Here is a 24,269-nt window from a genome sequence, read left to right as displayed (position 1 = left end):
ACGATCGAAGTGATGGCAATGTAGAATTACACCTTTGGATGTAGTCGTTTCGGGTAGGTCGCGAGATGGAACGAGCTTTTTCCCCTACCGCGGAATCGCGGAGCAGCGGCCCATGAGGCGCGCCGAGATGCTGTTGCTGAAGAGCCTGGCGGAAACACTGATGGCCGACCGGGACAACCGCCACGACGACTTGCAGGCGACCATGCGGCTGGCGCACCTGAGTTCGCCGGAGATGATCCTGTACATGGTCAACCGGGTGCTCGAGCTCGAAGAGAGCATCGAGCGGATCGCCGCGGTTCTCCAGAAACTCTCTGCGGACGAGCCGATGCCCCTAGAGGAAACGCCGCCCGAACCAGCCTTCGAACCGGCCCTGCAGTCCCGCGCCACCGAGACCGCGGAAACCTAGCGGCGGGCAGGCCGCTACACCAGCACCTGGCGAGTGCTGGCGATCAGCGCATGCACCTGTCGCTCCACCTGCTCCGCCACCGGCACTTCGGGCCCCTGCCCCTCCGGGCAGGGCAGGTTCGGCGTGGTGCCGAACAGCCGGCAGATCAGCGGACGTTCCTCATAGGCCTCGCAGCCGTTCGGTCCGAGATGGACGCAGTTCCACTCGGCCAGGGCGGCGTCGTGTTCGGCCTCGCTCTTCAGCGGCAGGCGGGCCATCTCTTCCGACGAGGCGGTAACCGGCCCGCAGCAATCGTGGCAGCCGGGTTTGCAGGCGAAGCCCGGTATCTGCAGGCGTAATTGGTCTATCTGGCGACCGATGCAACTCATGGGAAATCTCCTCGGCGGGGGAAGGATTGTACAGCGCGGACCGGAGCATTCCGAAAGTACCGGTAAGGATGCTCTCCAGCGAGCCGAATCGACCTGTTCAACCTGCGCTCTCTCCGTTCCCGGCCAGGGAAACAGCCCGGCTCCCTGTCCGCCCGCCCGTCCACGGCTATCTGCCGTCACGCCGCTCCCGAGCGCGATAGCCCCGAGACCGCACAGGGGCGGAACGACGTGGCATAATCCGGCGATCACCTTTCGGCGACCTATCGGCAGGGCCCGGGAAGACCCGGGCCTCGGGAGAAGCAATGACCTACGTTCTCTACGGCATCAAAGCCTGCGACACCATGAAGAAGGCTCGGACCTGGCTCGACGAGCACAAGGTCGCCTACGACTTCCACGACTACAAGGCCGTCGGCATCGACCGCGAACACCTGCAGCGCTGGTGCGCGGAGCACGGCTGGCAGACCGTCCTCAACCGCGCCGGCACTACCTTCCGCAAGCTCGACGAAGCGCAGAAGGCCGATCTCGACGAAGCCAAGGCGATCGAGCTGATGCTGGCCCAGCCGTCGATGATCAAGCGCCCGGTGCTGGAACTGGGCAGCAGGACGCTGGTCGGCTTCAAGCCCGACGCCTACGCCGCCGCGCTGGCCTGAACGGGAGGCCGCATGAGCATCGCCTGGGCCCTGTTCGTACCCGCCTGCTTCGCCCTCAACCTGGCGCCGGGGCCGAACAACCTGCTGTCGCTGAACAACGCCGCGCGGCACGGTTTCGCCACCGCCTCGCTGGCCGGCGGCGGGCGCCTGCTGGCATTCGCCGGCATGCTCGCCCTGGCCGCCTCCGGGCTGGCGCTGGTGCTGCACACCTCGGCCTGGCTGTTCCTGGCGATCAAGCTGCTCGGCGCTGCCTACCTGTTGTGGCTTGCGGTGCAATTGTGGCGGGCCGATGCGCAGCCACTGGCGAACGAAGCCAGCCCGGCGCGTCCCAGCCTCTGGCGCCTGGGGCGCCAGGAGTTCCTGGTGGCGGCGGGTAACCCGAAAGCGATCCTGATCTTCACCGCCTTCCTGCCGCAGTTCGTCGATCCCGGCCAACCGCTGGGCGCCCAGTTCGCCCAGCTCGGCGCGGCATTCCTGCTGCTCGAATGGCTGGCCATCGCTCTTTATTCCTATGCCGGGCTCCACCTCGGCCGGCTGCTCGCCGGCCAGCGGGCCCGGCGTCTGTTCAACCGCGGTTGCGCCGCGCTGCTCGGCAGCGCGGGGCTGGGCCTGCTGCTCAGCCGCCGTCCGGCCTGACCGTTACACTCCGTTTCGAGGAAACCCACATGTCGCAATCCCTGTTCAGCCTGGCCTTCGGCGTCGGCACCCAGAACCGCCAGGAAGCCTGGCTGGAAGTGTTCTACGCGCTGCCGCTGCTCAAGCCTTCGAGCGAAATCGTCGCTGCCGTCGCACCGATCCTTGGCTACGCAGCCGGCAACCAGGCGCTGACCTTCACTTCGCAGCAGGCCTACCAGCTGGCCGACGCCCTGAAGGGTATCGACGCCGCTCAGTCGGCCCTGCTCTCGCGCCTGGCGGAAAGCCAGAAGCCGCTGGTCGCCACCCTGTTGGCGGAAGACGCCGCGCCGTCCTCCACCCCGGAGGCCTACCTCAAGCTGCACCTGCTCTCCCACCGCCTGGTCAAACCGCACGCTGTGAACCTGAGCGGCATCTTCCCGCTCCTGCCGAACGTGGCCTGGACCAACATCGGCGCGGTGGACCTGGCCGAACTGGCCGAACTGCAACTGGAAGCGCGACTGAAGGGCAAGCTGCTGGAAGTCTTCTCCGTCGACAAGTTCCCGAAGATGACCGACTACGTGGTCCCGGCCGGCGTACGCATCGCCGACACCGCCCGCGTGCGCCTGGGCGCCTACATCGGTGAAGGCACCACGGTGATGCACGAAGGTTTCGTCAACTTCAACGCCGGCACCGAAGGCCCGGGCATGATCGAAGGCCGCGTATCCGCCGGCGTGTTCGTCGGCAAGGGGTCGGACCTGGGCGGCGGCTGCTCGACCATGGGCACCCTTTCCGGTGGCGGCAACATCGTCATCAGCGTCGGCGAAGGCTGCCTGATCGGCGCCAACGCCGGCATCGGCATCCCGCTGGGCGATCGCAACATCGTCGAGGCCGGCCTGTACATCACCGCCGGCACCAAGGTCGCCCTGCTCGACGAGCAGAACGCTCTGGTGAAAGTGGTCAAGGCCCGCGACCTGGCCGGTCAGCCCGACCTGCTGTTCCGCCGCAACTCGCAGAACGGTGCGGTGGAGTGCAAGACCAACAAGACCGCCATCGAGCTGAACGAAGCGCTGCACGCGCACAACTGAGCCCAGCTCGCCTCCCCGCTCGCCCGACGGCGCTCGCCAGCGCCGCCGGGTGCGCTACCCTTTCCCCTGTAACCGTCCTCGCACAGTGTCCGCCATGTCCCTGCCGTCTCCCTGGCGCGCCGACTTTCCGGCCTTTTCCGCCTTCGCCGCGGAAGGCCTGACCTACCTCGACAGCGCCGCCACCACCCAGAAGCCACAGGCCGTACTCGACGCCCTGAACGGCTACTACCTTGGCGGCGCCGCCAACGTCCACCGCGCCCAACATGTCCCCGGCGAGCGTGCCACCCGGGCCTTCGAGGCCGCGCGCAGCCGCGTCGCCCACTGGCTGCACGCCGGCAACCCGGCCGAGGTGCTGTTCACCCGCGGTACCACAGAGGCGATCAACCTGGTGGCCTATGGGCTGGAGCGGCATTTCCGTCCTGGCGACGAACTGCTGGTCAGTGCCCTGGAACACCATGCCAACCTGCTTCCCTGGCAGCAGTTGGCCCTGCGCCGCGGCCTGGTCCTGCGCGTGTTGCCGCTGGACGAGCGCGGGGTGATCGACCTGGAGCAGGCTCGCCATATCATCGGCGAGCGTACCCGCCTGCTGGCGATCAGCCAGTTGTCCAACGTTCTCGGCACCTGGCAACCGGTGGTGGAGTTGATCCAGCTGGCCCGCGAGCGCGGTGCCTGGACCCTGGTCGACGGCGCCCAGGGCAGCGTCCACGGACGCCACGACCTGCCGGGCCTGGGCTGCGACTTCTACGCATTCTCCGGCCACAAGCTCTACGGCCCCGACGGCATCGGCGTGCTCTGGGGTCGCCCACAGGCCCTGGAGCAACTGGCGCACTGGCAGTTCGGCGGCGAGATGGTACGCCACACCGGCTTCCACGAAGCCAGCTTCCATGCCGCTCCGCTCGGCTTCGAGGCGGGCACCCCGGCGGTTTCCGCGGCGATCGGCCTGGGCGCGACCATCGACTGGCTGGCCACCCTGGACGAAGCCGAAGTCGCCGCCCACGAAGGCGCCCTCCACGCCCGCCTGCTCGCCGGCCTGCTGGCGCGCGACGGCGTCAGCCTGCTCGGCGAACCGCAGGCGGCGCTGGCCAGCTTCTGCGTCGACGGCGTGCACGCCGCAGATCTCGCCCACCTGCTCGGCGAACAGGGCATCGCGGTGCGCGCCGGCCACCATTGCGCGATGCCGCTGCTGCAACGCCTCGAGGTACCCGGCGCCCTGCGTGTCTCGCTGGGCTTGTACAACGATGCCGACGACCTGGAGCGCTTCTTCCTGGCCCTCGACCGCTCACTGGAGTTGCTGCGATGAACCCGGTTCTCCCCGAACAGGCCCAGGAGGCACTGGACGCCTTCGGTCACACCGCCAGTTGGGAACAGCGTGCGCGTCTGCTGCTGCAATGGGGCGAGCGCCTGGCGCCGCTCGCGGAACACGAACGCCAGGAAGAGCATCGCGTGCACGGTTGCGAAAGCCTGGTCTGGCTGCTCGGCGAGCAGCGCGACGGCCACTGGCGCTTCCGTGCCGACAGCGACGCGCGCCTGATCCGCGGCCTGCTGGCGGTGCTGCTGGCACGGGTCGACGGCATCGAGACTCGCGAACTGGCGCGCCTGGACCTCAACGACTGGTTCACCTGCCTGGGTCTTTCCCGCCAACTGTCGCCCTCGCGCAGCAACGGCCTGAACGCCGTGCTGCAACGCATGCGCGAACTGGCCGGCCAGACCGCCGGCTGAGCCCGCTCAGCGCGCCAGCAGTTCCGGCAGGTGCCGGGCCAGGGCGCGGTAGCGGTCCTCTTCGATCCGATAGGCCCAGTCAGGATGGGCGGCGACCTCGCCCTCGGCGAAGCCCTCGACGCTCTTCGGCAACAACCAGTATTGCTCGCCCTGGCGCCGAATCTCGCCATCCAGGCGCGCGCCGGAAAACGTCCGCAGGCTGAACACCAGGAGCAATGGCGCCTGTCTGAATCCCACCTGCGCCAGCGGCGCTACATCGGCGAAACGCAGGTCGGCGAACAGCGCCGCCGCGCCGTTGGCCGCTGCCTCATAGGCCAGCTTGCGCCCTGAGGGCAATTGCCGGACCTGCAGGTTCGGCTGCCCGGCGTCGTCGCGATAGAGATCCAGGCGCTCGCCCTTCGGATAGCGCAGTTGCAGTTCGCGCACCCGGGCGAAGGGCAGCGTGGCGATCCGCCGGTCGAGCCACTCCAGTTCGTTGTTCGGCAACGGCAGGCGCTTGTCGATCAGCCAGGCCTGCGGATCGCCCAGTCGTCGTACGAAGCTACCGCCATGCTGCGCATCCTTGCCTACCAGCAGCACCAGAGGCTCGCTGGACTGCCGCTGCAGGCTCAGGCGTAGCGCCTGCCCCTCGCCACGCTCCGCCAGGCCAAGCAGCGCGTGGTTCTTCGGGTTGGCGCTCTTCGCCTCGACCTTGCGCGCCTCTGCCAGTGCCTCGAGCAGCGCCGACAAGCGTAGCCGGTCGGCCGGATAGCCGGCCTTGGCCGGCAGGACCCACGCGCCCGCACGCCGCTCGACCCGGATATCCGGCGAACCGTCGGCAAACTGCACGTGCAGGCCACTCAGCGTCGCGCTGTCCAGTTCTGGCAGCCAGCGCTCTGCCACCGGCAAGGCAGGTACCTCGGCTGCGCGCTCGCGCTGCAGCCAGGCGAAGGTTCCGGCCAGCGCCGCCACCAGCGCCAGCAGGACGATCAGCGTATTGCGCCGCATGCGTCAATGCCCTCCCCGGGCCATGCGCCGGCGCCGCCAGAGCCAGCCGAGCAGCACGCCGACCGTGAGCAACGAGGGAACCAGGGCGATATTGACCAGCTTCAGGGTGCGGCCCAGTGCGTCGATATCGGCGTTCAACTGGTACTGCACCTCGCGCAGCTCCTTGCGGATGCGCAGCTTCTCCTGCATGTACTGGCGCACCGTGGCCTGCTGTTCGGGCGTCAGTTCGACGGCCTTCTCCGGGGCGGCGCCCTGCTGGAGGGCGGCGAGTTGCTGCTCGGTATCGGCGAGGCGCTGCTTGAGCTGGTCCTCCTTTTGCCGGAAGCTCGTCTCGGCCTCGCGCTGCAGGCGCTCGACCACCACGAACGGCCGGCTGAACCGGCCGCGGGAGCGCACGCTGATCAGCGCGTCGGTGCCCGACAGGTTGTCCAGCGCGTTGACCACCAGCGCGCCGTTGTCGGCCCAGGGCTGCGGCACGCGCTGGCCGAAGAAGTCCTGCACCTGGACCCACATGCGATCGCTGAGCAGGTCGGTATCGGCCACGACGATGACATTGATGTTGCGCGCCTCCTTCAGGCCTTCGCGATGCCCCTCGATGCCCTCCGCGAAGGCACTCTTCGCCGGCCCCTGGATACGGGCGGCGAGAGTATGCCGCCGGCCGCTCGGGCGCAGCTCGCGCATCAGATCGCCGGGGTCACGCAGCAGGCCGAAGCGCGAGGCATCGAACGGCATCGCCTGGGCCGAGCTTTGCAGCAAAGGCGTGAAGCTGGTGCTCGCTCCGGGGAGCCTTTCGAGGATGCCGGGCGTCGCCAGGGTCAGGCTTTCCAGGCCGGCAGTGGCGATGTCGTCCTGGTCCAGCGCCTCGCGCGGCAAGCTGAGCCAGGCCGGATGCCGGGCCGGACGCTGGTCCCGGCCAAGACTGATGGACATCGCATAGGCGCCGTCGCCGAGCACCTTGCCCGGCAGCAGGCGCAGCCCCCAGGCCTCGAACAGCGGCGCGAGGTCGGACGACTTGTCGCCATCCAGCGTAGCGGCGAAATCGCTGCCGCTGTCGGCCTCGCTGAAGGGGTCGACGAACGCCAGCAGCTTGCCCCCGCGCAGGACGAACTGGTCGATGGCGTATAGCGTCTGCTCGGGTAACTGCTTGGGATGCACCAGCAGCAGCACCGAGACCTCCGGCGGGATTTCCGTGGCATCGCTCTTGAGGCTGCGCAGGTCGAATTGCTGGCGGATTTCCTCCATGACCATCCACGGCGAGGTCGGCTGCCGGCTGGCCATGTCGAAGCCGCCATTGAGCGGCAGCGACGACATCAGGCCGACCACCGGCCGCTGCGGCTGGGCCAGGGTCTGCACCAGGCGGCTGATGTCGTATTCGAGGAACTCCTCCTGATCGAGCGGGAAGAAGGGTATGACCTGGACTCCGTCCAGGGCGTTGCTGCCGGCCAGGCCGAAGTACAGGTTGTCGCCGCCCTGCTGCAGGGGAATTCCTTGCAGGCCGAACTCGGTGGCCTTGTCCTCGTTCTCGGAGAACGGCTCGGGATCGATCACCTGCAGGCGAATCCTGCCGTTCGCCTCGCGCTCGTAGGCGCGCAGCAGTTCCTCGACGCGCCTGGCGTAGTTGCGCAGCGGCACCAGTTCCCGGGCACCGCTATCCGAATAGAAGAAGTACAGGTTGATCGGCTCGTCGAGGCCGGCCAGGATCCGCTTGGTGCCGGGGCTGATGGTGTAGAGCTTCTGCTCGGTCAGGTCGAGCCGCGCGCCGCTGAACAGCAGGCCGGAGACCATGTTGAAGGCCAGGAACGCCAGCGCGATCAGCAACAGCCCGGCGCCAGAGGACAACACGCGTTTCATCGACTCCCCCTCATTCGGCTTTCTTCAGGTCGACCGCCACCGCCGTGGCGGCCAGCCAGGCGACGATCAGGCTGACGAAATACAGCAGGTCGCGCAGGTCGATGACGCCCTTGCTGACGGCATCGAAGCGGGTCAGCAGGCTCAGCGAGGCCACCGCATCGAGCAACCACTGCGGCGCCCACTGGCTGAACGCATCGAGCACCAGCGGAAAGCCGCTGAGCATGAACAGGAAGCAGGCGGCCACGGCGAGGATGAAAGCGATCACCTGGTTCTTCGCCAGGGCCGACATGCACGAACCGATGGCCAGGTAGCCGCCGGCCAGCAGCCAACTGCCCAGATAGCCGGCGAGAATCGCACCGTTGTCCGGCTCGCCCAGGTAGTTCACCGTGAGCACCATGGGGAAGGTCAGCAGCAGCGCGATTCCGGCGAACGCCCAGGCGGCCAGGAACTTGCCGGCCACGGCTTCGAAGCGGGTCAGCGGCAGGGTCATCAGCAGCTCGATCGAGCCGGACTTGCGCTCCTCCGCCCACAGGCGCATGGCCAGCGCGGGAACCAGGAACAGGTAGAGCCAGGGATGGAAGGCGAAGAAGGAGGCCAGGTCGGCCTGGTTGCGTTCGTAGAAGTTGCCCAGGTAGAAGGTGAACACGCCCGCCAGGACCAGGAAGATCACGATGAACACATAGGCCAGCGGCGTGGCGAAATAACTCGCCAGCTCGCGCTTGAAGATCACCGGCAGTTGCTTCATGCCTCCGTCCCCCGGGTCAGGTTGCGGAATACCTCGTCGAGCCGGCCGCGCTCCACGTCCAGTTCGCGGATCCGCCAGCCGCGCTCGGCGACCAGCCCGCTGACCTGGGGGAAGATCACCGCGCCCGGCTGCGCCAGGACGGTCAGGCTGCCTTCGGCGGGGTTCTCCTCGATGCCCGCCACGCCCGGCAGCACCGCCAGCGCCACGGCATCCAGGGGCTCGTCGCTGTAGAGCGTCACCGCCTGGTGGTAGCGCGAGCGGCTGGCCAGCTCCAGCGGCGTGCTGTCCGCCAGCAGCCGCCCGCCGCCGATCACCAGGGCGCGGCTGCACAGCGCCGAGACTTCCTCGAGGATATGGGTGGAGATGATCACGATGCGCTCCTGCGCGAGGCCGCGGATCAGTTCGCGGACCTGGTGCTTCTGGTTCGGATCGAGCCCGTCGGTGGGCTCGTCGAGCACCAGCGCCCGCGGTTCGTGGAGGATCGCCTGGGCCAGGCCGACACGCCGGCGGAAGCCCTTGGAGAGGGTTTCGATGGTCTGCCGGCGCACCTCGTCCAGTTCCAGCAGCCCCAGTGCCCGGGCGACCCGCTCGCGCTTGCCGGCACCACGGTAGCCACGGATCTCGGCGATGAAATCGAGGAAGCCCTGCACGGTCATTTCCGCGTAGCAGGGCGAACCTTCCGGGAGGTAGCCGATCAGCCGCTGCGCCTGCAGCGTGCGGTTGCGGATGTCGAAGCCGAAGATGCTCGCGGTGCCGGCGCTGGGCGGCAGGAAGCCGGTGAGCATCTTCATGGTGGTGGACTTGCCGGCGCCGTTCGGACCGAGGAAGCCCAGTACCTCCCCCGTCTCCACCTGGAAGGACAGGTCGTCCACCGCCACCCGCGAGCCGAAGCGTTTGCCGAGGTTTCTTGTTTCGATCATGGTCCCCTACCTGTTCCGGCGGCCGCCGCCATGTCCGGCCAGGGCCGCGAAAAACGCGCAGGGACTATAGCCGAAGCGCCCCGCCGCCTGGCAATACGGGGCGTCGGGAGAACCTTGGCAAAACGTGACAGAACCCGAACGCTTGCCGAAGGTTCTACATTCGCAACCTGTTCGCCGCCGTTCGCCGTAGGACGCGTTGCGTTCTTTTGCGGCCCTCCGGGGATTGCGGCAAACTAGCCGCGCCCGTCACGCCGGGTCCCGATCAACTGCCAGTAGACACCGTATGCCCCGCTACCCTTTCCGCCGCTTTGGTTTTGGCGCCCTGCGCCGCCTGCTGTACCTCTGGGTACGCTCGGAAACCATCAACCAATCGGCCTTCACCCTGAAGATCGACCGCAGCAAGCCGGTACTCTACGTGCTGCAGCAGCCTTCGGTCAGCGATCTCGCGGTAGTGGATACCGAATGCCGCAAGGCCGGGCTGCCGCGTCCGGTGATGCCGGTAGCGGTAGGCGACGCCATCGAGCCGGCGGCGTTCTTCTACCTGACGCCCGAACCCGACTGGCTGGGCCGCCAGGACAAGCGCGGCGCCTCGCCGACCCTGGTGCGCATGCTCGCCGCGGTCGGCCAGAACGGTCTCGACGACGCGCAGATCATTCCGGTCAGCGTGTTCTGGGGACAATCGCCGGACAGCGAATCGAGCCCCTGGAAGCTGCTGTTCGCCGACAACTGGGCGGTCACCGGGCGCCTGCGCAAGCTGGCGCGCATCCTGATTCTCGGACGCAAGACCCGCGTGCAGTTCTCCGCGCCGATCCACCTGCGCGAGCTGGTGGAACAGGGCAAGGGCCACGAACGCACGCTGCGCATGGTCAACCGTATCCTCCGGGTGCACTTCCGCAACCTGAAGACCGCGGTAATCGGTCCCGACCTGTCGCACCGCCGCAACCTGGTCAAGGGCCTGCTGCGCGCGCCGCTGGTACGCCAGGCGATCAACGAGGAATGCGAGAGCGAACGGATATCCCAGGAGAAGGCCGAAGGCATCGCGCTGCGCTACGCCAATGAAATCGCCTCGGACTTCTCCTATCCGGTGATCCGCTTCCTCGAAGTCATTCTCAGCTGGTTCTGGAACAAGCTGTACGAAGGGGTCAAGGTCAACCACATCGAGCGGGTGCAGGACGTGGCCCAGGGCAACGAGATCGTCTACGTGCCCTGCCACCGCAGCCACATCGACTACCTGCTGCTCTCCTACCTGCTGTTCCGCAACGGCCTGACCCCGCCGCACATCGCCGCCGGGATCAACCTGAACATGCCGGTGATCGGCTCGATCCTGCGCCGCGGCGGAGCCTTCTTCATGCGCCGCAGCTTCAAGGGCAACCAGCTCTACACCGCGGTGTTCAACGAGTACCTGCACACCCTGTTCTCCCGCGGCTTCTCCACCGAGTACTTCGTCGAGGGTGGCCGTTCGCGCACCGGGCGCATGCTCCACCCACGCACCGGCATGCTCGCCATCACCCTGCGCAGCTTCCTCCGAGACTCGCGCCGGCCGATCGTCTTCGTACCGGTCTACATCGGCTACGAACGCGTGCTGGAAGGCCGCACCTACCTCGGCGAACTGCGCGGCGCGACCAAGAAGAAGGAGTCGATCTTCGACCTGTTCAAGGTGGTCGGCGCCCTGAAACAGCGTTTCGGCCAGGTCTGGGTGAACTTCGGCGAGCCGATCCATCTCGACCAGTTCCTCGACCGCCACCAGCCCGACTGGCAGGACCAGGACCTCGGCCCGGAATACCGCCCCGACTGGCTGCCGCAGACCACCAACCTGCTGGCCAAGGACGTCGCTCGCCACCTCAACGACGCGGCGGCGATCAACCCGGTCAACCTGGTCGCCCTGGCGCTGCTCTCCACCAGCCGCCAGGCCCTCGACGAAAGCGCCCTGGCGCGAATCCTCGACCTCTACCTGGCGCTGCTGCGCAAGGTGCCCTACTCGCCCAGCGCGACCCTGCCGGACGGCGACGGCCAGGCCCTGATCGAGTACGTGAAGAGCATGAACCTGCTGGCCGAGCAGAAGGACGCGCTGGGCCGCATCCTCTATCTCGACGAACAGAACGCGGTGCTGGCGACCTACTACCGCAACAACGTCCTCCACGTCTTCGCCCTGCCGGCGCTGATCGCCAGCTTCTTCCAGAGCAACTCGCGGATCAGCCGCGAACAGTTGCTGCGCTTCGCCCGCGCGCTCTATCCCTACCTGCAGGCGGAACTGTTCATCCGCTGGAGCCTGGACGAACTCGACGCGGTGATCGACCAGTGGCTGGCGGCCCTGGTGCAACAGGACCTGCTGCGCCAGGAGAACGACACCTTCATCCGCCCGGCGCCAAGCTCGCGGCAATACGTGCTGCTGATCCTCCTCGCTCGTTCGGTGACCCAGACCCTGCAGCGCTTCTACATGGCCATCGCCCTGCTGCTCAACGCCGGGCAGAACGCCCTGACCGCCGAGGAACTGGAGAACCTCTGCACCGTGATGGCCCAGCGCCTGTCGATCCTGCATGGCCTGAACGCCCCGGAGTTCTTCGACAAGAGCCTGTTCCGCCACTTCATCCAGACCCTTCTCGACCTGCGTGTGCTGCGCAAGGACGAGGCCGGCAAACTGAGCTACCACGAACTGCTCGGCGAACTGGCCGAAGGCGCCGCCAAGCGCGTGCTGCCGGCGGAGATCCGCCTGTCGATCCGCCAGGTGGCGCTGGAGCGTCCCGCCGAGGAAGCCGCCGCCGAAAGCAACGACGCAGCCGCCAACTGAGACCCGGCGCCCGCCCTGCGAGGGACGGGCGCCGCTCCGCTGAAATATCCTGCGACCTTTCCCTGTTCCGGCCCGGCAACCTATGCTGGTTTCCCGGGTCAGAGGCCCGCTCGTTTTTTGTTCCGTCTGAAAGGAGGCTCCCATGAAAAAACTGCCATTGCTGCTCGCCGCCAGCATCCTCGCCGGCTGCGGTACCCAGCAATCGACTTCGAACGCCAGCTTCGATGGTGAGGTCTTCTACCGCGAGCGTATCGCCCTGCCGCCCTCGGCGCGCCTGAGCGTGAGCCTGGAAGACGTGTCCCTGGCCGACGCCCCTTCGGTGCAGTTGGCCAGCCAGACCCGCGAGATCACCAGCCAGGTGCCGCTGGCGTTCCACCTGGAGTACGACCCGAAGCAGGTCAAGCCGGGCCACAGCTACGCGGTGAGCGCGCGCATCGAGCTGAACGGCCGCTTGCTGTTCATCAACACCACCCGCCACTCGGTGAAACTCGACGGCAGCGACCCGCAGCCCTATCGCGTGCAGGTCGAATCGGCGCGCTGAAGCACACCGCGGCAAGCCGCCGGTGCGAATCGGCGGTTCCCTCCAGTACACTCCACCTCCTATTCGCTACCGGTTGCCGATCCACCTCTCGACGAGCGGCCGGATACCCCGTACGTTCCACATCAAGGACGCTGTCATGTTCCGACTCACTGCCCTCTGCGCCGGCCTGCTGCTCTCGGCCAACGCCCTCGCCCTGTCCCTCACCGACCTGTCGCAGAACGACGCCTCCAGCGGCCTGAAGGACGCCCTGACCCAGGGCGCGCAGATCGCCGTCCGCCAGCTTGGCCAGCCGGGCGGCTTCAACAACAACCCGGACGTGCGCATCGAACTGCCCGGCAAGCTGGGCAAGGCGGCGAAGCTGATGAAGCAGTTCGGCATGGGCGCCCAGGTCGACCAGCTCGAGGCGAGCATGAACCGCGCCGCCGAGGCTGCCGTGCCGCAGGCCCAGGGCCTGCTGGTGGAGGCGGTGAAGAAGATGACCGTGGCCGACGCCAAGGGCATCCTCAAGGGCGGTGACGACGCCGCCACCGAATACCTGGACAAGTCCAGCCGCGAACAGCTGCGCGCGAAGTTCCTGCCGATCGTCAAGCAGGCCACCGACGAGGTCGGCCTGGTCAAGCAGTACAACGCCTTCGCCAGCCAGGCGGCGACCCTTGGGGTGGTCGATGCGAAGAGCGCCAACGTCGAGGGCTATGTCACCGAACAGACCCTCGACGGGCTCTTCGAGATGATCGCCAGGCAGGAGAAGAGCATCCGCCAGAACCCGGCGGCGGCCGCCACCGGCCTGGCCAAGAAGGTCTTCGGCGCGGCCAGGTGAGTCGACGGACGGGGCGCGATCGCCCCGTCCCCTTCTCCCGTCAGGCCCGCGCCTCGTCCTTCTTCACGCGGAACCAGGCGGCATAGAGCGCCGGCAGGAACAGCAGGGTGAGCACGGTGGCGACGATCAGCCCGCCCATGATCGCCACCGCCATCGGCCCGAAGAACACGCTGCGCGACAGCGGGATCATCGCCAGCACCGCCGCCAGCGCGGTCAGCACGATGGGCCGGAAACGCCGCACGGTAGCCTCGATGATGGCGTGCCAGCGATCCAGTCCATGGCTGATGTCCTGTTCGATCTGGTCCACCAGGATCACCGAGTTGCGCATGATCATGCCGGCCAGGGCGATGGTCCCGAGCATCGCCACGAAGCCGAACGGCTGGCGGAACAGCAGCAGGAACAGGGTCACGCCGATCAGGCCCAGCGGTGCGGTGAGGAATACCATCGCCATCCGCGAGAAGCTGCGCAACTGCACCATCAGCAGGCTCAACACCACCACGATGAACAGCGGCACGCCGGCGTTCACCGAACTCTGGCCCTTCGCCGCGTCCTCCACCGTTCCGCCCACCTCCAGCAGGTAGCCGTCCGGCAGCTCGGCGCGGATCGGTTCCAGGGTCGGGGCGATCTGCGCGACCAGGGTCGCCGGCAGCGAATCGTCGTAGATATCGGCGCGCACGGTGACCGTCGGCAGGCGGTTGCGGTGCCAGATGATCCCCTCTTCGAAACCGTATTCGAGCGTGGCGATCTGCGACAGCGCCACGCTCCGGCCATTCTCGGTCGGCACCGCCAGGCTCGGCAGCAACGACAGGTCGCGACGCTCCTGCTCGGTGCCGCGCAGGAGGATCTCGATCAGCTCGTTGTCTTCGCGGAAGAAGCTCACATGCGAACCGGTCAGCGCGCTCTGCAGGAACTGCGACAGGCTGGCGGTGCTCACCCCCAGGGCACGGGCGCGCTCCTGGTCGATGCTCAGGTACACCACCTTGCTCGGCTCTTCCCAATCCAGGTGCACATTCACCACGTGCGGGTTCTCGCGCATCCTGTCGGCGACCTTGCGCGCCAGTTCGCGAACCTGCGGGATGTCCTCGCCGGAAACCCGGAACTGCACCGGATAGCCCACCGGCGGCCCGTTCTCCAGGCGACTGATGCGGCTGCGCAGGTGCGGGAAGTCCTCGTTCATCCGCTCGATCAGCCACTTGCGCAGCGCCTCGCGGCTCTCCAGGTCCTTGGCCAGCACCACCACCTGGGCGAAGCTGGCCGCCGGCAACTGCTGGTCCAGCGGCAGGTAGAAGCGGGGCGAGCCGGTGCCGACGTAGGCCACGTAGTTGTCGATGCCGTCATGGCCCTGCAGCATTTTTTCCAGGCGCTGGACTTCCTCGCCGGTCGAGCGCAGCGAGGCGCCCTCGGCCAGCTTGATGTCCAGCAGCAGCTCCAGGCGCGCCGAGGGCGGGAAGAACTGCTGCGGCACCAGGCGGAACAGCAGCAGCGCGCCGACGAAGGCGGCGAGGGTCAGGACGATCACCGTCTTGCGGTAGCGCACGCACCACTCCACCAGACGCCGGAAGCGCTGGTAGAAGGCCGTAGCATAGGGATCGTAGCCATCGGCGCTGCCGCCGTGCTTCTCCGCGTGCAACCTGGCCAGGTCCGGCAGCAGCTTGGCCCCCAGGTAGGGAACGAAGACCACCGCGGCGAACCAGGAGACCACCAGGGCGATGGTCACCACCTGGAACAGCGAGCGGGTGTATTCGCCGGTACCGGACTGCGCGGTGGCGATCGGCAGGAAGCCGGCGGCGGTGATCAGGGTGCCGGTGAGCATCGGGAAGGCGGTACTGGTCCAGGCGAAGGCGGCCGCCTTGAGACGGTCGTAGCCCTGCTCCATCTTCACCGCCATCATCTCCACCGCGATGATCGCGTCGTCCACCAGCAATCCCAGCGCCAGCACCAGGGCGCCGAGGGAAATCTTGTGCAGGCCGATGCCGAAGTAATGCATGGCGGCGAAGGTCATCGCCAGCACCAGCGGGATCGACAGCGCCACCACCAGGCCGGTGCGCAGGCCGAGGGAGAAGAAGCTCACCAGCAGGACGATCACCAGCGCCTCGGCCAGCACCCGGATGAACTCGCCGACCCCGGTACGTACCGCCGCCGGCTGGTCGGACACCTTGCGCAGTTCCAGTCCGGCCGGCAGCGACTGCTGCAGGCGGGCGAACTCGGTTTCCAGGGCCTTGCCCAGCACCAGGATGTCGCCGCCCGGCTTCATCGCTACCGCCAGGCCGATGGCGTCCTCGTCCATGAAGCGCATGCGCGGCGCCGGCGGATCGTTGAAGCCGCGGCGAACCTCGGCCACGTCGCCGATGCGGAAGGTGCGGTCGCCGACGCGGATGGGGAAGTCGCGGATCTCCTCCACCGAATCGAAACGCCCGGAAACGCGCAATTGCACGCGGTCGCTGGCGGTCTCGAAGAACCCGGAGGAGGCTACCGCGTTCTGTTCCTCCAGCGCCTTCTGCACCGCCGCCAGGGGCAGGCCGAGGGTGGCCAGCTTGGTGTTGGACAGGTCGATCCAGATCTTCTCGTCCTGCAGGCCGATCAGTTCGACCTTGCCGACGTTCCTGATCCGCTGCAATTGCAGTTGCAGGCGGTCGGCATAGTCCTTCATCACCGCATAGTCGAAGCCCTTGCCGGTGAGCGCATAGATGTTGCCGTAGGTGGTGCCGAACTCGTCGTTGAAGAACGGGCCCTGGATGCTTTGCGGCAAGGTGGCGCGAATGTCGCTGATCTTCTTGCGGATCTGGTACCAGAGTTCGGGGATCTCGCTGGAATGGATGTCCTCGCGGGCCATGAAGGTCACCTGCGAGACGCCGGGGCGGGAGAAGGACACGATGCGATCGTAGTCGCCGGTTTCCATCAGCTTCTTCTCGATACGCTCGGTGACCTGCCGGGCCACCTCTTCGGCGCTGGCACCCGGCCAGTTGGTCTGCACCACCATGGCCTTGAAGGTGAACGGCGGGTCTTCGCTCTGCCCCAGCTTGCTGTAGGACAGCGCGCCAACCGCGCCAAGCAGGATCATCAGGTACAGGACGATCTGGCGATTCTGCAACGCCCAGGCGGAAAGGTTGAAGGACATGCGACTACTCCTTGGCCGCCAGTTTCACCGTGCGGTTGGCCCGGTCGATCGGACGCACCTGCTGCCCTTCGCGAAGCACCTGGACCCCGGTGGCCACCACCCAGTCGCCAGCCTTCAGGCCTTCGAGCACCGGCACCCGGTCCTCGGCATAGGGACCGGTGCGCACCGGCTGCCGGCGCAGGGTCGAGCTGCCCGGTTCGACCACCCAGACGAACGCCTGACCGGCCTCTGCGGTCAGCGCCGACAAGGGAACCGATAACGGCACCGCCTCGGCGGCGGCAACGTAGACCCGCGCGCTCTGGCCCAGTTCGGCCGGAGTCGCGCGGTCGTCGAAGGCCACCCGGGCGGCGAAGGTACGCGATTGCGGATCGGCCGCGGGCGAGAGTTCGCGGATATGCCCGGCAAAGCGTCTGTCGCGTTGCGACCAGAGTTCGACCGACACCGGCTGGCCGATGCGGAAACGTTCGAAGCTGTGTTCCGGCAGGCCGATCAGCACCTCGCGCTCGCCGTCGGCGGCCAGGCTGAAGACCGTCTGCCCGGCCGCCACCACCTGGCCCACCTCGACGCGCCGGCTGGCGATCACGCCATCCTGGGGCGAGCGCAGCACGGCGTAGCCGGCCTGGTTGTCGGCGACGTTGAATTCGGCGCGGATCTGCTTCAATCGCGCCTCGCCGGCGCGGTAGCTGTTCTGGATGTTCTCGAACTGGGAATGGCTGACCAGGTTGCGGTCGAGCAAGGTGCGGTAGCGCCGGTACTCGGCGCGCACGGTCTGCAGGTTGGCCTCGGCGGCACTGACCTGGGCCCGCGCCGCCTCCAGTTGCAGGCGCACGTCCTGGGGATCGAGTTCGGCCAGGGGCTGGTCCTTCTTCACCCGCTCGCCGACTTCCACCAGCCGGCGGATGACCTTGCCGCCGATGCGGAAGGCCAGCTCAGGCTCGTGGCGGGCGCGGATCTCGCCGGGAAAGGCCTGGCTCACCTCCCCCGCCGGCTGGGGCTGGACGACGATCGCCGGACGCGCCGCGGCTGGCGGCGGCGTGCCGTTGCCGCAGGCGGCGAGGAACAGGGAGGAAAGCAGGGACAGGGCGACGAGCGGGATATGGCGGTACATGTGACACCTTCCGCAAACTGCGTTCGAGTTCTTATACTGGGCGGTATAGTAAAAATACAGAACCCATCAGTCCAGTATTTCAATTGTATAAGCGCATGTCAGAACCCACCTCCTCCGTCGGTCCCGGCCGGCCCAAGGACCCGGCCAAACGGGAAGCCATTCTCGAGGCGGCCAAGCGCCTGTTCCTCTGCAACGGCTACGACGGCAGCAGCATGGAAGCCATCGCCTCGGAAGCCGGCGTTTCCAAGCTCACCGTCTACAGCCACTTCACCGACAAGGAAACCCTGTTCAGCGAAGCGGTGAAGGCCAAGTGCGCCGAGCAGCTTCCCGCCCTGTACTTCCAGCTGGCCGAAGGCGCGCCGCTGGAAAAGGTCCTGCTGAATATCGCCCGCGGCTTCCACCGGCTGATCAACAGCCACGAGGCGATCGCCCTGACCCGCCTGATGGCCGCGCAGGCCGGGCAGAACCCCAAGCTTTCCGAGCTGTTCTTCGAGGCCGGGCCGAAGCAGGTGATCGACGAAATGGAACGCCTCCTCGAGCAGGCCCGCCGCAGCGGCAAGCTGGCGTTCCCGGACGCGCGCCACGCCGCCGAACACTTCTTCATGCTGGTCAAGGGCTGCGCCAATTACCGCCTGTTGATCGGCTGCGCCGAACCGCTGGACGAGGCCGAAGGCGAGCGGCACGTGGAAGAAGTGGTGGCGCTGTTCCTGCGCGCCTTCGCCGCGGGCGGCTGACGCGGCTCAGGCGCGACGGCGGAAACGCACCCGCGCTCGCTGCGGACGCAGGGAAAACCAGCCGCGCGGCGCCAGGTCGCCGTCGTGCATGATGTCCCAGTGCTCGACCCAGTAGGCCAGCGCCGCCGCCAGATCGATCATCGCCATCGCGGTGCCGGGGCAGGCGCGGTCGCCGAGGCCGAAGGGGAAGTAGGCGCCGCGCGGCCAGCGCGCCGGTTCGAGGAAGCGCTCGGGACGGAACTCCAGCGGCGCCTCGAACCAACGGGGATCGCGCTGGGTGATCCAGCTGGAGACCATGGTCACGTCGCCGCGCTTCAGCCGCTGGCCGAACACCTCGATGTCCGCCGTCACCTGCCGCGGCGCCAGGCCGTAGGCCGGCGGGTACAGGCGCAGGCACTCCTGCAGGACCGCCCTGAGCAGCGCGCAATCGCGCAGGTCGGCGACCGAGCGGATCGCCGTCCAATTCACTCCCGCCAGCTCGGCGCGTAGCCGCGCGAGCAACTCGGGACGCTGGGCCAGCAGCAACAGGCTCCAGGTCAGGGTCACGCCGGTGGACTGGTGGGACGCCATGAGCAGGGTGCAGAGTTCATCGCGTAGGTCCGCCAGCGGCCGCGGCGAGCGCTCCGCCACCTCGCCCACCGCCTCGCGCAACTGGCCCAGCGCCCAGCGCTTGCGCGGACACAGTTTGCTCGGAAACCAGTGGCCCAGCGGCAGGCCGGTGCTCATTTCCAGCAATGCCACCCGCGACAGCAGGCGCACCGCCTTGGCGATCCGATAGGCCGACGGTTGCAGGTCGACGTCGAACAGCGCGTGACCGCTGAGGGTGACGCTGAACGCAGCCATTTCCAGGTCGAGGTCGTATTCTCGCCCCTCCTCCACCCGCTCGCCCCACTCCGCGGCCAGGCGGCGAACCTCGCTGGCCGGCGGCGGCGCCAGGTGCGGCCGTACCTCCTTGCGCCGGGCCTGGGCGGGGGCGCCCTCGCGCATCATGAAGCTGCGCCCGTTCCACTGTTTCAGCATGCACAGCGCCGGCTGCCAGCGTTGCAGGTCATCGCGGCAATCGACCATCAATTCCTGCACCGCCTGCGGATGGAACAGGCACCAGAGGCGCTGCGGGCCCATGCGGGCGACCGCGAGGTCCGGCTGCGCGACGTGCATCTTCTGCAACCAGGCCAGCGGATCGCGCTGCATCTCCAGCCAGTGGCGGGCGCCGGCACGCCCGTCGTTGGCCCAGGGCAGGTGCGCCAGGCGCCGGCGAATCGGACAATCGATGGTCTGCTGCATGCTCGCCGCCTCCCTGCGGTGTCGACACTCAGCCCTTGCCCAGGGCCTTCTTCGGGTAGATGTCGTAGCGGCTGGACTTGCCTTCCAGGCTATAGCCGGGCTTGGGCCCTTCGATGATCGGCGCCTTGCGCGGGCGCTTCACCACCACCCGGTGGCTGGCCAGGGCCAGGGCCGCCTGCAACAGCGCCGGAGCGTCGAGATCGTCGCCGACCAGCGGCCGGAACAGACGCATTTCCTTCTTCACCAATGCGCTCTTGTCGCGATGGGGAAACATCGGGTCGAGGTAGACCACCTGCGGCGCCTCGCCGTCCCAGGCGCGCATCAGGTCCGCCGAGTTGCCGCCGAGCAGACGCATCCGCGCGGCGATCGGCGCCACGTCGGGATCGCGCCCGGCGCGCTCCAGGCCATCCTCGAGCAGGGCGGCGATCAGCGGCTGGCGCTCGACCAGGGTTACCTCGCAACCCAGGCTGGCGAGGACGAACCCATCCCGGCCCAGGCCGGCCGTGGCATCCAGGACGCGCGGGCGGATGCCTGGCTGGACGCCGACTGCCTTGGCGATCATCTGCCCGCTGCCGCCGCCGAACTTGCGCCGGTGGGCGCTGGCGCCTTCGACGAAATCGACCCGCACCGGACCGGGGGAGTCCGCCCCCAGTTGCAAGACCTGCAAGCCCTGCTCGCCGACCTGCACGGCGAACTCCGCCTCGTCGTCCGCCGCCAACGGCAGGCCAAGTCGCTCCGCCCAGCGCCGCGCAGCCTCGGCGCAAGCGGCGGACAGGGCTTGGACATGCAGGCGAGGAGCGGTGGAATCGGTCATGGTCGGGCAATCGTCGTGGAAAGCGCGGATTTTGCCAGAGTTGGCCCGCGCGCGCTCACCGGCAGACCTTCCATAGGCCCATGTCGAGGTGGAAGTGATCCCGGTGGGCGGCATTGTAGTCGGGCCCCAGCACCGCATTGAAACTGGCGCAGGCGCCGTCCCGCACGCGGCGCAGGAAGCGCCCGTCGGCGCCCTGGTCGGTCCAGTCCGTGGCCAGGCGGATTCGCCTCCCGCCGGCCAGGCGGAAACCGCTGATGTCCAGGGCATTGGCCGAAGCATGCTGGCTGCGCCGGCCGTTCTCGCGGTTGTAGACGTTGCGGCAGGCGAAGCTGCCGATATGCTCGACCCGCGTCGCCGGCTGGCCATAGATATCCAGGGCTGCCGGTTGCAGCACGTGCCGCTCGAACAATGCATAGCTCACTGCCAACGGGCAACTGGCGAGGAAGCTGCTGCTCAACTCCAATGCCGCCCCACGCACGCGCAGGCTGTTGCTCAACGGGCAGGTAGCCGATGGCGGATCGTCGGCGACCCGCTGGTAGCGCAGTTGCGAGGTGGCCAGGGCGGCGTCGCAGAGGCTCCGGTCGTCGGCCAGCCGCCATAGTTTATAGCGGGTCAGCAGGTTCGGCGGTTCGCGCACGTCCAGCGGCAGCCAGGGATTCCAGCGCGCCGGCAGATCGAGCCACTGGTAGCGCAGGGCGCCGACGGCCCCCGCCAGCAGCAGCAATGGCAGCAACCAGGCCAGGCGGCGCACGGGTTCAGCGGAACAGGTCGTTGATACGGTCGAAAGGCATCGCCGCACGGGTCGCTTCCAGGTCGCGCCGCGCCAGCGCCTGCGCCGCCTCATGGAAAGCGCCGAAGGCGACCCGGGCAAGGTTCGAGCCCAGGCTCACGCGCTTGACGCCGAGGGCTTCCAGCTCGTCCAGCGACAGCTCCAGGCGCGGCGAACCGACCAGTACGTTGACCGGCTTCGGTGCCACCGCTTCGAGCACCGCGACGATCTGTTCGCGGCGGTTCAAGCCAGGCGCGTAGAGCACATCGGCGCCGGCATCGGCATAGGCGCGCAGGCGCCGCAGGGTGTCGTCGAGATCCTCGCGACCATGCAGGAAATTCTCCGCGCGGGCGCAGAGGGTGAATGGGAATGGCAACGCACGGGCCGCCTCGACCGCGGCAGCGACCCGCTCCAGCGCGGCGGAGAACTCATAGATGGGCTGTCCGGCGCGCCCGCTGGCATCCTCGATGGAACCACCGACCAGGCCGGCCTCGGCGGCCAGGCGGATGGTCGTGGCGCAGTCTTGCGGAGCATCGCCGTAGCCGTTTTCCAGGTCGGCGGCGACCGGCAGATCGGTGGCGGCGACGATCGCCCGGGCGTTTTCCAGCGCCTCGGTCCGGCTCACCGCGCCTTCCGCATCGCGCCGGCCCAGGGAGAACGCCAGGCCGGCGCTGGTAGTGGCAAGGGCGTCGAAGCCGAGGCTGGCGAGCATCTTCGCCGAACCGGCATCCCAGGGATTGGGCAGGACCAGCATGCCGGGCCCCTGGTGCAGGTCGCGGAAACGTTCGGCGCGTTGGCGTTGGCTGGTCATGGCGGCGGGCTCCGTGGCGGGGAAAGGACTCCCTAGCCTAGGCGCAGGCCGGCGGAGCGTCGAGCACCGCGCTCAGAGCAGGCCCAGTTGCTCCACTTCCGGGACCGGGATCGGCTCGGGTAGCGCCGGCAAGCCTGGCAGGCGCTGGCGCAGCAGCGCATGGAAACGCTGGGCCTGCTGGGCCGCCAGGTGATTGTCGGGGGTATGCAGGAATACATATGGAGTCAGGCCGGCCTCGATCCAGTCGGCCACCTTGTCGACCCAGGGCAAAAGGAACACCTCGTTGGCCGGCAGGTCGGGACCGCCGATGAAACGCACCTGCGGCGTATCGCTGAAGGCCGCCGGACGGATCGGCAGGCGCGGCTTCTTCGATTGGGCGTGGAGCACCGCCGGATCGTCCGAACGGCAACTGAACAGCGCCCGCGAATCCAGGCAGATGCGCTCCACGCCACGCTCGCGCAGGTGGCGGTTGAGCAGGCGCTCGTCCTCGCCTTTATCGAAGAACGCCGGGTGGCGTACTTCCACGGCAATCCGTCGCGGACTCAGCTCATCGAGGAAATACAGCAGTTCGCCCAGGCGCTGCGGGGTGAACGCCGCCGACAGTTGCAGCCACAGCGGGCTGACCCTTTCGCCAAGCGGCGCCAGCAGCTCGAGGAAGTCGCCGGCGGCCCCGAGCCGTTCGCGCAGGTCGCCTTCGTGACTGATATCGCGGGGAAACTTGGCACAGAAGCGGAACCCCGCCGGCATCGTCTCGGCCCAGCGCCGCACGGTTTCCGCCGAAGGCCGGGCATAGAAGGTGGTATTGCCCTCGACCGCGTTGAAGATGCCGCCGTAGTGTCCGAGGTAGTCGGCGGAACGCAATTCGCGCGGATAGAAGCTGCCGCGCCAGGCCGCCTCGTTCCAGGATGGACAACCGAGGAAATAAGGAAGGGAAACCACGGGAGCGCGCGGAGCCGCTCAGGCGTAGAGGTCGAGGCCGAGGACATCCTCGGCGCCGGCGTCGATGTTGAGGCTGGCGGTGGAGTTGTAGCTGGCCAGGGCCATCGCCGCATGGCTGCTTACCGGGCGCTGGAACGCCAGCAGGTCGCGGGCGCTCACCGGCAGGCTGTCGCCGCCCGCCGAACTGGCCTGGACCTTGCGCGCCTGCGGCGCCTGCTCGAAGCCCTGGCTGCCGGAAACCGGCGCCGGCTGCTCGCGCCGCGCCTCGACCTCGCGCTGCACGTCGCGATACGGCGTGACCGCGGAGCCCGGTCGGGCGCTGCGCTCCAGCGGCAACGAAGAGGAAGAAAGTCCGTCGATACGCATGATCAAAACCCGGGGAAGTCTCCACACTCTAGCCAGCCCCGAAAGGCTTGGCAATTACCGCTGCGCGGCATTTTCAGGGCGCTTTTTTCGGCGTCGCCACGTTGTCGCGCAGGTACACCGGCAGCGCCTGTTCCGCCTCCACGCCTTCGCCGCGCGCCCAGGCGAAGCCGGCCAGGCTGAGCAAGTCCTCGGCATGCGGCAGCAGGCTCGCGTCCAGCGCGGCCGGGCGCTGCGGCATGCGCTCGACGTAGCCCCAGCCGGTGCCGGCGCCGAACCAATCCGCGGCAGCGGCGTCCCACGGTACGGCGACCCGCTCGGGCGGCAGTACCGCTTCGCTGCCGGCCAGGCGCATCTCGCCCTGTTGCAACTGGTAGCAACCCCAGTAGACCTCGTCCATCCGCGCGTCGATGGCCGCGGCGACCCGCTCCGCACCCTGCTCGCGGTAGGCCCGCTGGGCCAGGATCGCCAGGTCGGAGACCGCCAGTACCGGGCGCTGCAGGGCGAAGGCCAGACCCTGGACCACGCCGATGGCGATGCGCACGCCGGTGAAGGCGCCCGGACCGCGCCCGAAGGCGATGGCGTCCACCGCGGACAGGGCGACGCCGGCCTCGTCGAGCAGGTCGCGGACCATCGGCAGCAGGCGCTGGGCGTGCAGGCGCGGGATCACCTCGTAGTGACTGAGCGCCCGCCCCTCGTGGAGCAGGGCGACGGAGCAGGCTTCGGTGGAGGTATCCAGGGCCAACAGAGTGGACATCGACGGTTCCGCGTGGTGAAAAAGACGCCGATTGTACCAGCCTTCGCCGCCCCGGAAACGCCGACGGCCCGCAAGCGGGC

The 24,269-nt window shown here is 68.0% G+C and carries 24 protein-coding genes; 10 read left to right on the top strand and 14 right to left on the bottom strand.

Annotation, left to right across the window (positions count from 1 at the left end; translation table 11 throughout):
• The first annotated feature begins 112 nt into the window (after positions 1-112).
• Positions 113-406 (top strand): hypothetical protein, encoded by a 294-nt coding sequence (locus M6E97_RS03145; RefSeq protein WP_003098613.1) that lies wholly within the window; start codon positions 113-115, stop codon positions 404-406.
• A 14-nt stretch (positions 407-420) separates the two neighbouring features.
• On the opposite strand, the gene M6E97_RS03140 is transcribed toward M6E97_RS03145, so the two are convergent.
• Entirely contained in the window at positions 421-774 is a 354-nt protein-coding gene (locus M6E97_RS03140) for a YkgJ family cysteine cluster protein (protein WP_003129930.1), read from the bottom strand.
• A 302-nt stretch (positions 775-1,076) separates the two neighbouring features.
• Between M6E97_RS03140 and M6E97_RS03135 the strand changes: the two genes are divergently transcribed.
• From M6E97_RS03135 to M6E97_RS03115, 5 genes are all read left to right on the top strand, one after another.
• The gene (locus M6E97_RS03135) at positions 1,077-1,424 is read left to right on the top strand and encodes an ArsC family reductase (protein WP_003092424.1); all 348 of its coding nucleotides are present in this window, start codon (positions 1,077-1,079) and stop codon (positions 1,422-1,424) included.
• A gap of 12 nt (positions 1,425-1,436) precedes the next feature.
• Complete coding sequence (locus M6E97_RS03130) at positions 1,437-2,060, top strand: LysE family translocator (RefSeq protein WP_003109344.1); 624 nt, start codon at positions 1,437-1,439, stop codon at positions 2,058-2,060.
• A gap of 29 nt (positions 2,061-2,089) precedes the next feature.
• On the top strand, positions 2,090-3,124 hold the full coding sequence (dapD, locus tag M6E97_RS03125; RefSeq protein ID WP_003092431.1) for a 2,3,4,5-tetrahydropyridine-2,6-dicarboxylate N-succinyltransferase: 1,035 nt from the start codon (positions 2,090-2,092) through the stop codon (positions 3,122-3,124).
• A gap of 94 nt (positions 3,125-3,218) precedes the next feature.
• Positions 3,219-4,424: a cysteine desulfurase gene (locus tag M6E97_RS03120; protein ID WP_033938380.1), complete on the top strand. Its 1,206-nt coding sequence runs from the start codon at positions 3,219-3,221 to the stop codon at positions 4,422-4,424.
• Positions 4,421-4,843, top strand: a complete 423-nt coding sequence (locus tag M6E97_RS03115) for a SufE family protein (RefSeq protein ID WP_003092439.1) — start codon at positions 4,421-4,423, stop codon at positions 4,841-4,843. The genes M6E97_RS03120 and M6E97_RS03115 overlap by 4 nt, the downstream gene beginning before the upstream one ends.
• Positions 4,844-4,849: 6 nt before the next feature.
• On the opposite strand, the gene M6E97_RS03110 is transcribed toward M6E97_RS03115, so the two are convergent.
• The 4 genes from M6E97_RS03110 to M6E97_RS03095 are packed head-to-tail and all read right to left on the bottom strand — an operon-like array spanning position 4,850 to position 9,346.
• Positions 4,850-5,830 (bottom strand): DUF4340 domain-containing protein, encoded by a 981-nt coding sequence (locus M6E97_RS03110; RefSeq protein WP_031755517.1) that lies wholly within the window; start codon positions 5,828-5,830, stop codon positions 4,850-4,852.
• Positions 5,831-5,833: 3 nt separating this feature from the next.
• On the bottom strand, positions 5,834-7,681 hold the full coding sequence (locus M6E97_RS03105) for a GldG family protein (RefSeq protein ID WP_003119340.1): 1,848 nt from the start codon (positions 7,679-7,681) through the stop codon (positions 5,834-5,836).
• Between the two features lie 10 nt (positions 7,682-7,691).
• A complete protein-coding gene (locus tag M6E97_RS03100; protein ID WP_003092451.1) occupies positions 7,692-8,426 on the bottom strand; it encodes an ABC transporter permease in 735 nt (244 codons plus the stop codon).
• Complete coding sequence (locus tag M6E97_RS03095; protein WP_023875009.1) at positions 8,423-9,346, bottom strand: ABC transporter ATP-binding protein; 924 nt, start codon at positions 9,344-9,346, stop codon at positions 8,423-8,425. Before M6E97_RS03095 ends, M6E97_RS03100 begins: the two co-directional genes overlap by 4 nt.
• 283 nt (positions 9,347-9,629) lie before the next feature.
• On the opposite strand from M6E97_RS03095, the gene plsB reads away from it, so the two are divergent.
• The 3 genes from plsB (at position 9,630) to M6E97_RS03080 (ending at position 13,492) form a co-directional block, all read left to right on the top strand.
• Complete coding sequence (gene plsB / locus M6E97_RS03090) at positions 9,630-12,134, top strand: glycerol-3-phosphate 1-O-acyltransferase PlsB (protein WP_031685465.1); 2,505 nt, start codon at positions 9,630-9,632, stop codon at positions 12,132-12,134.
• 142 nt (positions 12,135-12,276) lie between these two features.
• Positions 12,277-12,675 carry a YbaY family lipoprotein gene (locus M6E97_RS03085; RefSeq protein ID WP_003119337.1) on the top strand — a complete coding sequence of 133 codons (399 nt, stop codon included), beginning with the start codon at positions 12,277-12,279 and terminating at the stop codon, positions 12,673-12,675.
• Between the two features lie 136 nt (positions 12,676-12,811).
• Entirely contained in the window at positions 12,812-13,492 is a 681-nt protein-coding gene (locus M6E97_RS03080; RefSeq protein ID WP_033938373.1) for a DUF4197 domain-containing protein, read from the top strand.
• A 40-nt stretch (positions 13,493-13,532) separates the two neighbouring features.
• Here M6E97_RS03080 and mexK read toward each other — a convergent pair whose 3' ends face one another.
• Entirely contained in the window at positions 13,533-16,610 is a 3,078-nt protein-coding gene (mexK, locus tag M6E97_RS03075) for a multidrug efflux RND transporter permease subunit MexK (protein WP_033938372.1), read from the bottom strand.
• Positions 16,611-16,614: 4 nt separating this feature from the next.
• Positions 16,615-17,718 (bottom strand): multidrug efflux RND transporter periplasmic adaptor subunit MexJ, encoded by a 1,104-nt coding sequence (gene mexJ / locus M6E97_RS03070; protein ID WP_003129909.1) that lies wholly within the window; start codon positions 17,716-17,718, stop codon positions 16,615-16,617.
• A 95-nt stretch (positions 17,719-17,813) separates the two neighbouring features.
• Here mexJ and mexL point away from each other — a divergent pair, with 95 nt between their 5' ends.
• The gene (gene mexL / locus M6E97_RS03065) at positions 17,814-18,452 is read left to right on the top strand and encodes an efflux system transcriptional repressor MexL (protein ID WP_003098648.1); all 639 of its coding nucleotides are present in this window, start codon (positions 17,814-17,816) and stop codon (positions 18,450-18,452) included.
• A 6-nt stretch (positions 18,453-18,458) separates the two neighbouring features.
• On the opposite strand, the gene M6E97_RS03060 is transcribed toward mexL, so the two are convergent.
• The 7 genes from M6E97_RS03060 to tsaB form a co-directional block, all read right to left on the bottom strand.
• Positions 18,459-19,736: a cytochrome P450 gene (locus M6E97_RS03060; protein ID WP_034005026.1), complete on the bottom strand. Its 1,278-nt coding sequence runs from the start codon at positions 19,734-19,736 to the stop codon at positions 18,459-18,461.
• A 28-nt stretch (positions 19,737-19,764) separates the two neighbouring features.
• Positions 19,765-20,550 carry a class I SAM-dependent methyltransferase gene (locus tag M6E97_RS03055; RefSeq protein ID WP_003129905.1) on the bottom strand — a complete coding sequence of 262 codons (786 nt, stop codon included), beginning with the start codon at positions 20,548-20,550 and terminating at the stop codon, positions 19,765-19,767.
• A 55-nt stretch (positions 20,551-20,605) separates the two neighbouring features.
• Positions 20,606-21,301 carry an extensin family protein gene (locus M6E97_RS03050; RefSeq protein WP_033991070.1) on the bottom strand — a complete coding sequence of 232 codons (696 nt, stop codon included), beginning with the start codon at positions 21,299-21,301 and terminating at the stop codon, positions 20,606-20,608.
• Positions 21,302-21,305: 4 nt separating this feature from the next.
• On the bottom strand, positions 21,306-22,130 hold the full coding sequence (locus M6E97_RS03045) for an isocitrate lyase/PEP mutase family protein (RefSeq protein WP_003129903.1): 825 nt from the start codon (positions 22,128-22,130) through the stop codon (positions 21,306-21,308).
• A 72-nt stretch (positions 22,131-22,202) separates the two neighbouring features.
• Entirely contained in the window at positions 22,203-23,069 is an 867-nt protein-coding gene (locus M6E97_RS03040; RefSeq protein ID WP_023875006.1) for a DUF72 domain-containing protein, read from the bottom strand.
• Positions 23,070-23,087: 18 nt separating this feature from the next.
• Complete coding sequence (locus M6E97_RS03035; RefSeq protein WP_003098661.1) at positions 23,088-23,435, bottom strand: hypothetical protein; 348 nt, start codon at positions 23,433-23,435, stop codon at positions 23,088-23,090.
• A gap of 73 nt (positions 23,436-23,508) precedes the next feature.
• On the bottom strand, positions 23,509-24,189 hold the full coding sequence (gene tsaB, locus M6E97_RS03030; protein WP_003092483.1) for a tRNA (adenosine(37)-N6)-threonylcarbamoyltransferase complex dimerization subunit type 1 TsaB: 681 nt from the start codon (positions 24,187-24,189) through the stop codon (positions 23,509-23,511).
• Positions 24,190-24,269: the final 80 nt, after the last annotated feature.

Source organism: Pseudomonas sp. B111 (assembly GCF_026428275.1).
Taxonomy (GTDB): domain Bacteria; phylum Pseudomonadota; class Gammaproteobacteria; order Pseudomonadales; family Pseudomonadaceae; genus Pseudomonas; species Pseudomonas aeruginosa.
The sequence above is the reverse complement of the archived record's forward strand: the minus strand, read 5'-3'. Positions and strand labels throughout refer to the sequence as shown.

Bases quoted from the DNA above. Each gene is read 5' to 3' on its own strand.
- M6E97_RS03145 (WP_003098613.1), top strand. From the start codon at position 113: ATGAGGCGCGCCGAGATGCTGTTGCTGAAGAGCCTGGCGGAAACACTG.
- M6E97_RS03140 (WP_003129930.1), bottom strand. From the start codon at position 774: ATGAGTTGCATCGGTCGCCAGATAGACCAATTACGCCTGCAGATACCG.
- M6E97_RS03135 (WP_003092424.1), top strand. From the start codon at position 1,077: ATGACCTACGTTCTCTACGGCATCAAAGCCTGCGACACCATGAAGAAG.
- M6E97_RS03130 (WP_003109344.1), top strand. From the start codon at position 1,437: ATGAGCATCGCCTGGGCCCTGTTCGTACCCGCCTGCTTCGCCCTCAAC.
- dapD (WP_003092431.1), top strand. From the start codon at position 2,090: ATGTCGCAATCCCTGTTCAGCCTGGCCTTCGGCGTCGGCACCCAGAAC.
- M6E97_RS03120 (WP_033938380.1), top strand. From the start codon at position 3,219: ATGTCCCTGCCGTCTCCCTGGCGCGCCGACTTTCCGGCCTTTTCCGCC.
- M6E97_RS03115 (WP_003092439.1), top strand. From the start codon at position 4,421: ATGAACCCGGTTCTCCCCGAACAGGCCCAGGAGGCACTGGACGCCTTC.
- M6E97_RS03110 (WP_031755517.1), bottom strand. From the start codon at position 5,830: ATGCGGCGCAATACGCTGATCGTCCTGCTGGCGCTGGTGGCGGCGCTG.
- M6E97_RS03105 (WP_003119340.1), bottom strand. From the start codon at position 7,681: ATGAAACGCGTGTTGTCCTCTGGCGCCGGGCTGTTGCTGATCGCGCTG.
- M6E97_RS03100 (WP_003092451.1), bottom strand. From the start codon at position 8,426: ATGAAGCAACTGCCGGTGATCTTCAAGCGCGAGCTGGCGAGTTATTTC.
- M6E97_RS03095 (WP_023875009.1), bottom strand. From the start codon at position 9,346: ATGATCGAAACAAGAAACCTCGGCAAACGCTTCGGCTCGCGGGTGGCG.
- plsB (WP_031685465.1), top strand. From the start codon at position 9,630: ATGCCCCGCTACCCTTTCCGCCGCTTTGGTTTTGGCGCCCTGCGCCGC.
- M6E97_RS03085 (WP_003119337.1), top strand. From the start codon at position 12,277: ATGAAAAAACTGCCATTGCTGCTCGCCGCCAGCATCCTCGCCGGCTGC.
- M6E97_RS03080 (WP_033938373.1), top strand. From the start codon at position 12,812: ATGTTCCGACTCACTGCCCTCTGCGCCGGCCTGCTGCTCTCGGCCAAC.
- mexK (WP_033938372.1), bottom strand. From the start codon at position 16,610: ATGTCCTTCAACCTTTCCGCCTGGGCGTTGCAGAATCGCCAGATCGTC.
- mexJ (WP_003129909.1), bottom strand. From the start codon at position 17,718: ATGTACCGCCATATCCCGCTCGTCGCCCTGTCCCTGCTTTCCTCCCTG.
- mexL (WP_003098648.1), top strand. From the start codon at position 17,814: ATGTCAGAACCCACCTCCTCCGTCGGTCCCGGCCGGCCCAAGGACCCG.
- M6E97_RS03060 (WP_034005026.1), bottom strand. From the start codon at position 19,736: ATGCAGCAGACCATCGATTGTCCGATTCGCCGGCGCCTGGCGCACCTG.
- M6E97_RS03055 (WP_003129905.1), bottom strand. From the start codon at position 20,550: ATGACCGATTCCACCGCTCCTCGCCTGCATGTCCAAGCCCTGTCCGCC.
- M6E97_RS03045 (WP_003129903.1), bottom strand. From the start codon at position 22,130: ATGACCAGCCAACGCCAACGCGCCGAACGTTTCCGCGACCTGCACCAG.
- M6E97_RS03035 (WP_003098661.1), bottom strand. From the start codon at position 23,435: ATGCGTATCGACGGACTTTCTTCCTCTTCGTTGCCGCTGGAGCGCAGC.
- tsaB (WP_003092483.1), bottom strand. From the start codon at position 24,189: ATGTCCACTCTGTTGGCCCTGGATACCTCCACCGAAGCCTGCTCCGTC.